This is a genomic window from Lapillicoccus sp. (assembly GCF_039935575.1).
Lineage (GTDB): Bacteria > Actinomycetota > Actinomycetes > Actinomycetales > Dermatophilaceae > Lapillicoccus.
On record NZ_JBDTKA010000136.1, the window covers coordinates 1 to 9,470 of the forward strand.

Annotated in this window: 9 protein-coding genes; 4 read left to right on the forward strand and 5 right to left on the reverse strand. The window is 68.6% G+C overall.

Annotated features, from left to right (window positions below; translation table 11 throughout):
- Positions 1 to 42: 42 nt before the first annotated feature.
- Positions 43 to 1,836, reverse strand: a complete 1,794-nt coding sequence (locus tag ABI385_RS16260; protein WP_348104806.1) for a biotin carboxylase N-terminal domain-containing protein — start codon at positions 1,834 to 1,836, stop codon at positions 43 to 45.
- A 75-nt stretch (positions 1,837 to 1,911) separates the two neighbouring features.
- Between ABI385_RS16260 and ABI385_RS16265 the strand changes: the two genes are divergently transcribed.
- The 3 genes from ABI385_RS16265 to ABI385_RS16275 all read left to right on the forward strand — a co-directional run bounded on the left by ABI385_RS16265 (position 1,912) and on the right by ABI385_RS16275 (position 4,373).
- The gene (locus ABI385_RS16265; protein WP_348104807.1) at positions 1,912 to 2,757 is read left to right on the forward strand and encodes an aldo/keto reductase; all 846 of its coding nucleotides are present in this window, start codon (positions 1,912 to 1,914) and stop codon (positions 2,755 to 2,757) included.
- A gap of 18 nt (positions 2,758 to 2,775) precedes the next feature.
- Complete coding sequence (locus ABI385_RS16270; RefSeq protein WP_348104808.1) at positions 2,776 to 3,624, forward strand: tryptophan 2,3-dioxygenase family protein; 849 nt, start codon at positions 2,776 to 2,778, stop codon at positions 3,622 to 3,624.
- A 422-nt stretch (positions 3,625 to 4,046) separates the two neighbouring features.
- Positions 4,047 to 4,373 carry a type II toxin-antitoxin system PemK/MazF family toxin gene (locus ABI385_RS16275; protein ID WP_348104814.1) on the forward strand — a complete coding sequence of 109 codons (327 nt, stop codon included), beginning with the start codon at positions 4,047 to 4,049 and terminating at the stop codon, positions 4,371 to 4,373.
- Between the two features lie 89 nt (positions 4,374 to 4,462).
- Here the strand turns inward: ABI385_RS16275 and ABI385_RS16280 are convergent, their stop codons facing one another.
- The 4 genes from ABI385_RS16280 to ABI385_RS16295 form a co-directional block, all read right to left on the reverse strand.
- Positions 4,463 to 4,933: a SufE family protein gene (locus ABI385_RS16280; RefSeq protein ID WP_348104809.1), complete on the reverse strand. Its 471-nt coding sequence runs from the start codon at positions 4,931 to 4,933 to the stop codon at positions 4,463 to 4,465.
- 8 nt (positions 4,934 to 4,941) lie between these two features.
- Positions 4,942 to 5,826 carry a sulfurtransferase gene (locus tag ABI385_RS16285; protein WP_348104810.1) on the reverse strand — a complete coding sequence of 295 codons (885 nt, stop codon included), beginning with the start codon at positions 5,824 to 5,826 and terminating at the stop codon, positions 4,942 to 4,944.
- Between the two features lie 115 nt (positions 5,827 to 5,941).
- On the reverse strand, positions 5,942 to 6,349 hold the full coding sequence (locus ABI385_RS16290) for a hypothetical protein (RefSeq protein ID WP_348104811.1): 408 nt from the start codon (positions 6,347 to 6,349) through the stop codon (positions 5,942 to 5,944).
- Between the two features lie 171 nt (positions 6,350 to 6,520).
- Positions 6,521 to 6,805, reverse strand: a complete 285-nt coding sequence (locus ABI385_RS16295; protein WP_348104812.1) for a hypothetical protein — start codon at positions 6,803 to 6,805, stop codon at positions 6,521 to 6,523.
- Positions 6,806 to 6,999: 194 nt separating this feature from the next.
- Here ABI385_RS16295 and ABI385_RS16300 point away from each other — a divergent pair.
- Positions 7,000 to 9,470: BTAD domain-containing putative transcriptional regulator (locus tag ABI385_RS16300; protein ID WP_348104813.1), on the forward strand; the 2,471-nt coding region annotated here is incomplete at its 3' end.

Consider the following 9,470-nt stretch of genomic DNA (forward strand, 5'->3'; position numbering starts at 1 on the left):
CCGATGCCCACCGCCCCGCCAACAACCACACCCGGATCGTGTCTAGCCCTCGGGGTCCTTGATCTCGGCTAGGACGGTGCCGCTCGTCACGGTTTCGCCCATGGTCGCCTTCAGCCCGGTCACGACGCCAGCCTTGTGGGCGGTGATGGGCTGCTCCATCTTCATCGCCTCCAGGACGACGACCGTCTGACCGACCTCGACGCTCTGACCCTCCTCGACCGACACCTTGACGATGGTCCCCTGCATGGGAGCGGTCAGGGCGTCCCCCGAAGCGGCCGCGGCCGCGGACCCGCCTCCCGAACGGCGCGGCGCCGTCTTGCGCGCTCCTGAACCGGCCACCGCCGCACCGCCGAGGCCGAGCTGGGCGGGCAGCACCACCTCGAGCCGGCGTCCGCTCACCTCGACGACGACCGTGCGTCGCTGGCCGACCTCCGCCCCGTCGGCCGGACTGCCCGCCGCGGCACCGGCATACGCCTCGATCCTGTTGTCGAACTCCGTCTCGATCCACCTGGTGTGGATGGTGAACGGCGCGTCCCCGGCCGGCGCGAAGGCGGGGTCAGTGACGACGGCCCGGTGGAAGGGCAGCACGGTCGGCATGCCGTCCACGACGAACTCGGCGAGGGCGCGACGGGAGCGCTCCAGCGCCTCCTGCCGGGTCCGACCGGTCACGATGAGCTTGGCCAGCATCGAGTCGAACGCGCCGCCGATGACGTCTCCTTCGACCACGCCGGAGTCGACTCGGACTCCCGGCCCGGAAGGGGGGCTGAAGCGCGCGACGGTGCCCGGCGCCGGCAGGAAGTTGCGGCCGGCGTCCTCACCGTTGATCCGGAACTCGATGGAGTGGGCATGCGGCTGCGGGTCGGAGTACCCCAGAGCCTCGCCGTCGGCGATCCGGAACTGCTCGCGCACCAGGTCGATTCCGGTGACCTCCTCGCTCACTGGGTGCTCGACCTGCAGGCGGGTGTTGACCTCGAGGAACGAGATCGCACCGTCCTGGCCGACGAGGAACTCGCAGGTCCCGGCCCCGGTGTAGCCCGCCTCGCTGAGGATCGCCTTGGACGCGCGAACCAGCTCGTCGTGCTGCGCGTCGGTGAGGAAGGGTGCGGGCGCCTCCTCGACCAGCTTCTGGTTTCGGCGCTGGAGGGAGCAGTCTCGGGTGGACACCACGACCACGCTGCCGTGCTGGTCTGCGAGACACTGGGTTTCGACGTGGCGCGGTTTGTCGAGGAACCGCTCGACAAAGCATTCGCCGCGGCCGAATGCGGTCATGGCCTCCCGGACGGCGGACTCGAACAGGTCGGGGATCTCCTCGAGAGTGCGGGCCACCTTCAGCCCTCGACCACCTCCTCCGTATGCCGCCTTGATGGCCACCGGGAGCCCGTGCTCCTTCGCGAACGCGACGATCTCGTCCGGTCCCTGGGCCGGCTCGCTGGTGCCGGGGACCAGTGGAGCACCGGCTCGCGTCGCGAGGTGACGGGCTTTGACCTTGTCGCCGAGCGCGTCGATGGCCGCTGGCCCGGGGCCGACCCACGTCAGACCGGCGTCGATCACGGCCTGGGCGAAACCCGCGTTCTCGGCGAGGAACCCATAGCCGGGGTGCACGGCATCGGCGCCGGACCGGGCGGCCACGCTGAGGAGCTTGTCGACTGCGAGGTAGCTGTCGCCGGGGGTCGAGCCGCCGAGGGCGTAGGACTCGTCGGCGATCCGCACGTGCAGGGCATCCCGGTCCGGGTCGGCGTACACGGCGACCGACACGAGGCCGGCGTCCTTGCAGGCACGGGCGATGCGTACGGCGATCTCCCCGCGGTTGGCGATCAGCACCTTCGAGATCGGCATGGCCGGAGCCTAACGGCTGTCCGGACAGGGGTGGGCCGCCCGGCGTCGATGTCGCGAGCGGCATACGGTGGTTGCATGACTTCCGTCCCGAACGTCCCGCTCACCACGCCCTCCGGTTCTCTCGACATCCCCCAGCTGGGGTTCGGTGTCTGGCAGGTCGACGACGCGGAGGCGACGCCGGCGGTGCTGACAGCCCTCGAGACCGGCTATCGCCACATCGACACGGCACGCGCGTACCAGAACGAGGGCGGCGTGGGCGCGGCTCTGCGCACCAGCGACGTCCCGCGCGAGGACGTCTTCGTGACCACGAAGCTCTGGAACAACGACCAGGGGTATCCGTCGACGATCAAGGCCTTCGAGGGGTCAATGGACCGCCTCGGCATCGACGTCCTCGACCTCTACCTCATCCACTGGCCGGTGCCGGAGAAGGACGCGTTCGTCGAGACCTGGAAAGCGTTCCAGACGTTGCGTGACGACGGCCGGATCAAGGCGATCGGCGTGTGCAACTTCCACATCCCGCACCTGGAGCGGCTGCGCGACGAGACCGGTGAGCTGCCCACCATCAACCAGATCGAGCTGCACCCGTACCTGGTCCAGGAAAAGCTGCGCGACTTTCATGCCGCCAACGGGATCGTCACCGAGGCCTGGAGCCCGCTCGCCTCCGGGGGCGACGTTCTCACCGACGAGACGATCGTCGCGATCGCCGACGAGCACGGCGTTACGCCGGCTCAGGCGATCCTGCGCTGGCACCTCCAGCTCGGCAACGTCGTCATCCCGAAGTCGGTCACTCCCAGCCGGATCCGCGAGAACTTCGACGTGTTCGGGTTCGAGCTGACCGACGACGAGGTGTCGCAGATCACCGGTCTGGACAAGCACGCCCGGACCGGGCCGAACCCCGACGAGTTCAACGAGGGCGGCTGACTGACGAAGAAGCGCGAGGTGGACGCCAACCGGCGCGAGATCGAGCCCGATGTCCAGCGCGACTTCGGCGCAAGCATGTCCTACGGCGACTACCTCGCGCTCGACCAGCTCCTCGGTGCGCAACATCCTCGGAGCGAGCCCCCTCAGCACGACGAGCTGCTGTTCATCATCCAGCACCAGACCTCTGAGCTCTGGCTCAAACTGATGCTGCACGAGCTTCGTTCTGCCAGAACCCTGTTGGCGTCCGACCAACTCGCCCCGATGCTGAAACGACTGGCGCGCATCAAGCGAATCCAGGAGATTCTGACGGAGCAGTGGTCCGTGCTCGCGACGCTGACCCCGAGCGAGTACGCGCAGATCCGACCGTTCCTCGCTACCAGCTCCGGGTTCCAGTCGTGGCAGTACCGCGCGGTGGAGTTCCTGCTCGGCAACAAGAACGCCGACATGGTCGGGGTCTTCGACCATGACCCTTCGGCGAGGGCACTGCTCGACACCCTGCTGCACGAGCCGAGCTTCTACGACGAGTTCCTGCGCTACCTGGGCCGGCACGGCTACGCGGTGCCGCCACGGCTGCTGGAGCGCGACTGGACCCAGGCCTACACGCTGGACGACGACCTCGTGCACGTGTTCGCCGATGTCTACGCCGCGCCCGCCGAGCACTGGGGTGTGTACGAGACGTGCGAGGAGCTCGTCGACCTTGAGGACAACATGCAGCTCTGGAGGTTCCGCCACCTCAAGGTCGTCGAGCGGACGATCGGGCACAAACGGGGGACGGGCGGGTCGAGCGGCGTCGACTTCCTGCGCCGGGCGCTCGACCTCACCTTCTTCCCCGAGCTGTATGCCGTCCGCGCCGAGATCGGCGACTGACCCACCGGGGTCGTGACGGGCGGGGCGGTCGGGAGGCGCGGAGGGGTTGTCAGACATAAGGCAAAAACACCCTTGGTCTGGGAGATGATCAGATGCGCGCTGACCCTGTTGGCGGATCGGCCATGCGCGCGGTGACGTAGTCATACCCGGTTGCACTTCCGTTGTGAAGACCGCCATCTCCGTCCCCGACGAGACCTTTGACCGCGCATCGCGTCGGGCAAAGGCGCTCGGGATGAGTCGCTCGGAGTTCTTCGCGCGTGCAGCCGACAGTTATCTCGACGAGCTGGACGCACACTCGGTGACGCGTCAGATCGACGCGGCATTGCAGGAGTGTGGCCCATTGGAGGAGTCCAATGCGGCAGCCGTCGGGCAGCGCATGCACTCCTGCACCAGGTCGACTACGAGTGGTGATCCAGCGGGGCATGATCTGCTGGGCAGATCTGGGCCCTACGGTCGGCAGCCGACCGGCCAAACGCCGACCAGTTCTGGTGGTTCAGGCAGACGGTTTCAACGAGAGTCGCCTCGCCACTGTGCTCGTTGTCGTCGTCACCTCCAACACCGCCTTGGCAGCGATGCCAGGGAACGTGTTCCTGTCTGCTGCCGCAACGGGTCTACCTCGAGACTCTGTCGTGAACGTCACCGCTGTGGTGACGCTCGACAGGTCAGACCTGCGCAGTCAGGTCGGCTACGTGCCCGATGGTCTGATGCAGGAGGTCGACCGTGGTCTCAGCCGTGTCCTGGCTCTTTGAGGACGTGTCGACTAGCCACGTCCCGTAGGCCAATCCTCCTCCGGTACCGCCCGACCGGCACCCGCTGGGGTCAGTCCCCGCCATCCTCGTCACACGGCAGTCTTGAGGCGAACCTGACGCTTGATCCTGCCGAGCATGGCCACCATCCCGCGTAGGCGCAGCGGGGAGACCGCCTCAGCAAGCCCGAACCGGTAGGGCGCGTCGTCCGGCACGTCGAGGATCTGCGCGGCCGACAGGCCGTCTAGCCCCTCGTGCAGAATCCCCGCAAACCCACGCGTGGTCGGCGACTCTGCGGGCGCCTGGAAGAACAGGTTGACCGGGCGCTCGTCCAGCGCGGCGCCGTCGCCGACCTCGACGACGAGGAACAGCGGCGACTGGCACTCGTCGACCCGCTCGAGCAGCTCGGCGTGCCCGGCGTACCGCTCGGGCAGGGCCGGCAGCTCGTCGCTGAACTCGAGCAGCAGCTGCAGCTTCTCCTGGGCCGAGGCGACGCCGAAGTCCTCCGCGATCTCGGCGAGCGCGGTGGGCAACGGGCGGGCCTCGGCGGGCTCAGCAGGCATACCGGCGCCTATCTCTCGATCGGGGCCCGGACCGAGTTGCCCCACTCGGTCCACGACCCGTCGTAGTTGCGCACCTTCTTGAAGCCGAGCAGGTGGGTGAGGACGAACCAGGTATGCGACGAGCGCTCGCCGATCCGGCAGTAGGCGACCACGTCGTCGTCGGTGGACAGGCCCTGCTCGCCGATGTAGATCTGCTCGAGCTCGGGCCGGGACTTGAACGTCCCGTCGGGGTTGGCGGCCCGCGCCCAGGGCACCGACTTCGCTCCCGGGATGTGACCGCCGCGCATGGCCCCCTCCTGCGGGTAGTCCGGCATGTGCAACAGCTCCCCCGAGTACTCACCGGGGGAGCGCACGTCCACGAGCGGTTGGCCGAGGTGCGCGATCACGTCGTCCTTGAACGCGCGGATCGGTGCGTCGTCGCGCTCGAGGACGGGGTAGTCGACGGCCGTCGTCGCCGGCACCACGCGAGTCAGCTCATGACCCTCCTCGACCCACTTCGCCCGACCACCGTCGAGGAGCCGGACATCGTCGTGACCGAACAAGCTGAACACCCAGAGCGCGTATGCCGCCCACCAGTTGCTCTTGTCGCCGTAGACGACGACGGTCGTGTCGCGGCCGATGCCGCGGCTGCCCATCACCTCGGCGAAGCGCGTGCTGCCGACGAAGTCGCGGGTGACCGGATCGTTGAGGTCGAGGTGCCAGTCGACCTTGACGGCGCCGGGGATGTGGCCGGTGTCGTAGAGCAACACATCCTCGTCCGACTCGACGAGCACGATCCCACCCGGAGCGCCCACCTGACCGGCCTCGATCTGCTCGGCCAGCCACTGCGTCGAGACGAGGCGGTCGGGGTGCGCGTACTGGGTGAAGTCCTTCGAGGTCTGGACATCGGTCATCTCGTCATCGTAGTTCGCCGGACCCCAGGCGAACCGAGTGCGCTAGCCGAGAGCCTGCGGAGGACCTGTCCGGGAAATCGGAGAGCTCCTGCTCGGTGCGGTGGGGCGGGGATGGTCATCCCTTGGGACAGTTGGCGGGGGCGGGCATGGGGGTCTTCCGCGTGGCGCCCGTAGGCAGCAGCTGGACGGCGATCGTCTCCGCCGCTACGGTGCCTTCGTTGCGCAGCAGGTGTGAGTCGCTCCCGCCCGCGTCGACGAAGGTGCTTCCTTTGCTATAGACGTGTGGCGCGCAGGCCGGGTCGTCGCTGGTGTAGTTCGTCACCGTGCCAGCAACCACCATCACCAGACTCGGCCCTGGATGGGAGTGCCAGCCGGAGTCCGACTGTGGGGCGAACTTGTTGTCGACGACATAGAGGTCAGAGGACCCATGGGTCGTCAGCAGTACCTTCCAGAGCCCGTCAGAGGCAGTGCCGCCCAGGTTCAGGTCGTCGACTTTCGACTTCGCGAGGGTCGTCGCGATCACGGTCGGAACGGACGAGGTCGCAGCAGGTGCTGACGTCGTCGCTGGGCCACTTGCACTGGACGCCGCGACCCCGCAGGATGCGAGAACCCCCAAGGATGCGAGAACAGGAACCACAGTCCATCGTGTTTTCATCGTCTTCTCCTGACGCTGAGTTGGTTGGTATAGACCGGGTCAGGCGCCGGCGACGGCGTGCTGAGCGTTGGTGTGGCGCAGTACGGCCTGGACCGCGAGGGTGGCGGCCAGGGTGACGAGGCACGCGACGGCAGCGACCAAGGCGTACTGGAGCAGGGGCAGCCCTTCTGCCGCGGGCGCGGTGGCCAGGACCTGGGCCGGCACCTGATACGCCGGAGGTTCTGGTGCCACCCTCGCGGAGGCGGAGGCGGCGGCGGCGACGAGCCAGGCAGCGGTGGCGAAGACGGCGAGGACGAGCGGACGGGTTGCGGTGCGAACTGACATGAGTAACTCCTTGGTGCGGTCCGGCTCTGGGCCAGGACGGTGGTTGTAGCGAATGCCTTCACTTCAGCCCTTCGCGCTCGGAAGACCCTCGGTTGGCGCTTGGACCCGTGCGCTTGGAAGCCTCCAAGCGCGAAAAGGGGATGGACTACAGGTCTCCCGCGAGTACCGTGGATGCACTTCGATAGACGGTGGCCATGGCGACAGCGACAACCGGACAGCCGACGGCGCAACGCACCGACGACGACTTGCGCATCGGCATCCTCGGCCCGCTCGAGGTTCGCCGAGGCGGATCGGTGCTCGCGCTCGGTGGCCGACAGCAGCGAGCGGTCCTCGCGTCGCTCGTCGTGGAGCGCGGCCGGCCGGTGACCCTGGACCGAGTTGCCGACGCGCTGTGGGCAGACCGGCTTCCGCCGGGTTACGTCGCGACGGTTCAGACGTACGTGTTCCACCTACGAGCGGCGTTGGAGCCGAACCGGTCCAAGGGTGCTCCGGGCGAGGTCATCGTGTCGTTGGCCGGCGGTGGCTACCGGCTGGAGGTGCCGCAGGACGCGGTTGATGCGGACCGGTTCGAGGACTTGGCTCATCGGGGCCGGGTGGCGTTGGAGGGGGGTGACGCGCAGCAGGCGGCCGCGGACCTGAGTGCGGCGTTGGGGCTGTGGCGCGGCGACGTCTTGTCAGACCTGCCCGAGCTGGCGGTGGTCGAGCCGGTGGCTACCCGGCTGGGCGAGGTCCATCTGGCGGTTGCTGAGGACTGGGCGGCTGCAGAGCTCGCGCTCGGTCACCACGGCGCCGTGCTGCCCGAGCTCGGTGCGTTGATAGAGGCGCATCCGCTGCGGGAGCGGTTGTCGGCGTTGCGGATGCTGGCCTTGTACCGGTCTGGTCGGCAGGCGGATGCCTTGGCTGCTTACCGGAACGTCCAGCACCTGCTCGATGACGAGCTGGGGGTGCAACCGGGACAGGAGGTCCGCACCCTGCACGAACGGATCCTGCGACAGGACCCGGCCCTGGACTACACCACCGACGCCGCACTCCCGGCATACCTGCGCGTGCCCACTGCCTCGGGCGACAGCGTCGCCGCGGACGGCGAAGCGGGTATGCCGGACGGCTCCGTGTTCGTGGAAGAGGACACGACAGCGCCCGCGTCGCGGGCGTTGTCGTCGTCCTCGTTACTGTCACCGGGTCGGCGGTTCGGGTGGCTTGACGGCTGGGTGCGCTCCCGTTGGGTCGCGGTGGGCGCGGTGGTCGTGGTGGCCTGCGGTCTGGTTGCGGGTGGTGTGGTGTGGGCGGCCCGCAGCCGGAGCGTCACGCCGATGCCTGCGAACAGCGTCGGCGTGATCGGGCCGGATGGGCTGGTCGGTGACGCGGTGCCGTTGGGGGCGCTGCCCGGTGCGTTGGTCGAGGCGGCGGGGTCAGTGTGGGTGGTCAACCAGGCAGACGCCACGGTCTCCCGGGTCGACCCCGACACCCGGCGTGTCGTGCAGACGATCCCCGACGTCGGGCAAGACCCGCACGCCATCGCCGCCTCGGGCAACGACATCTGGGTCGCCGCGCTCGGATCGCCGGTGGTGACCCGGATCAGCGCCACCGCCAACAAGGTCGTCGACCGGATCACCGTCGGCAACCAGCCGGCCGCGGTGGTGGCCAGTGCCGGGGCGGTGTGGGTGGCCAACAGCGGTGACAACACGATCCAGCGGATCGACCCGAAGACCGACAAGGCCGACCCGCCGATCCCGGCCGGGGATGGCCCTAGCGCGCTGGCTCTGGATGGAACCACGTTGTGGGTGGCGAACCAGGGGACCGCCACGATCAGCCAGATCGACACCCGCACGGGAGAGCGAGCCGGCCCCGACGTGGCCGTCGACGCCGGACCGGCCGCACTGGCCCTCACCCCGACCGACGTCTGGGTCGCGAACGCGCTGTCCCAGACCGTGTCGAGGATCGACCGCTCGACCGGTCAGGTCGCGCGGATCCAGGTCGGCGACGGGCCCTCCTCGCTCGTCGTGGCCGACGGCCGGGTGTGGGTGAGCGACGCGTACGCGGGGTCGATGTCCGTCATCGACCCCACCGCGAACTCGGTGACGACGGTCAGCGTCCGCACCTCGCCGCGCGGGGTGGCACGCGTCGGCGAGGAGGTATGGGTGGCGTCGGCCGCCTTCGCGAGCACCGAGCACGTCGGCGGCACATTGACTGTGGCGATCCACGACGCCTTCACCACCATCGACCCGGCCTCCGCATACGACATAGAGATCGGCCAAGCGCTCACTCCGGTATACGACGGCTTGGTGACCTTTGGGGGTGGAGGCACGGTCTCGTCAGAGGTCCTGGTTCCCGACCTCGCCACCGAGATTCCCCGCCCGGTCGACGGGGGCAAGACCTACATCTTCACGATTCGGCGGGGTGTCCGCTACTCGGACGGCCGGGTCGTGGTGGCGTCCGACTTCGCCCGAGGGGTCCGGCGGTCCCTGTTTGGTGGCACGCCGACCGCGCTTTCGTCAGTTGTCGGCGCGCAGGAGTGCATCGACAACCCCAAGGCGCCCGACCTCTGCGACCTGTCCAAAGGGGTCCTCGCCGACGACGCCACCGGGCGGTTCACCCTGCACCTGACCGCACCCGACCCTGAGCTCGTCTACAAGCTTGCCGCTCGCGTCATTCCGAGCCCTCCCAA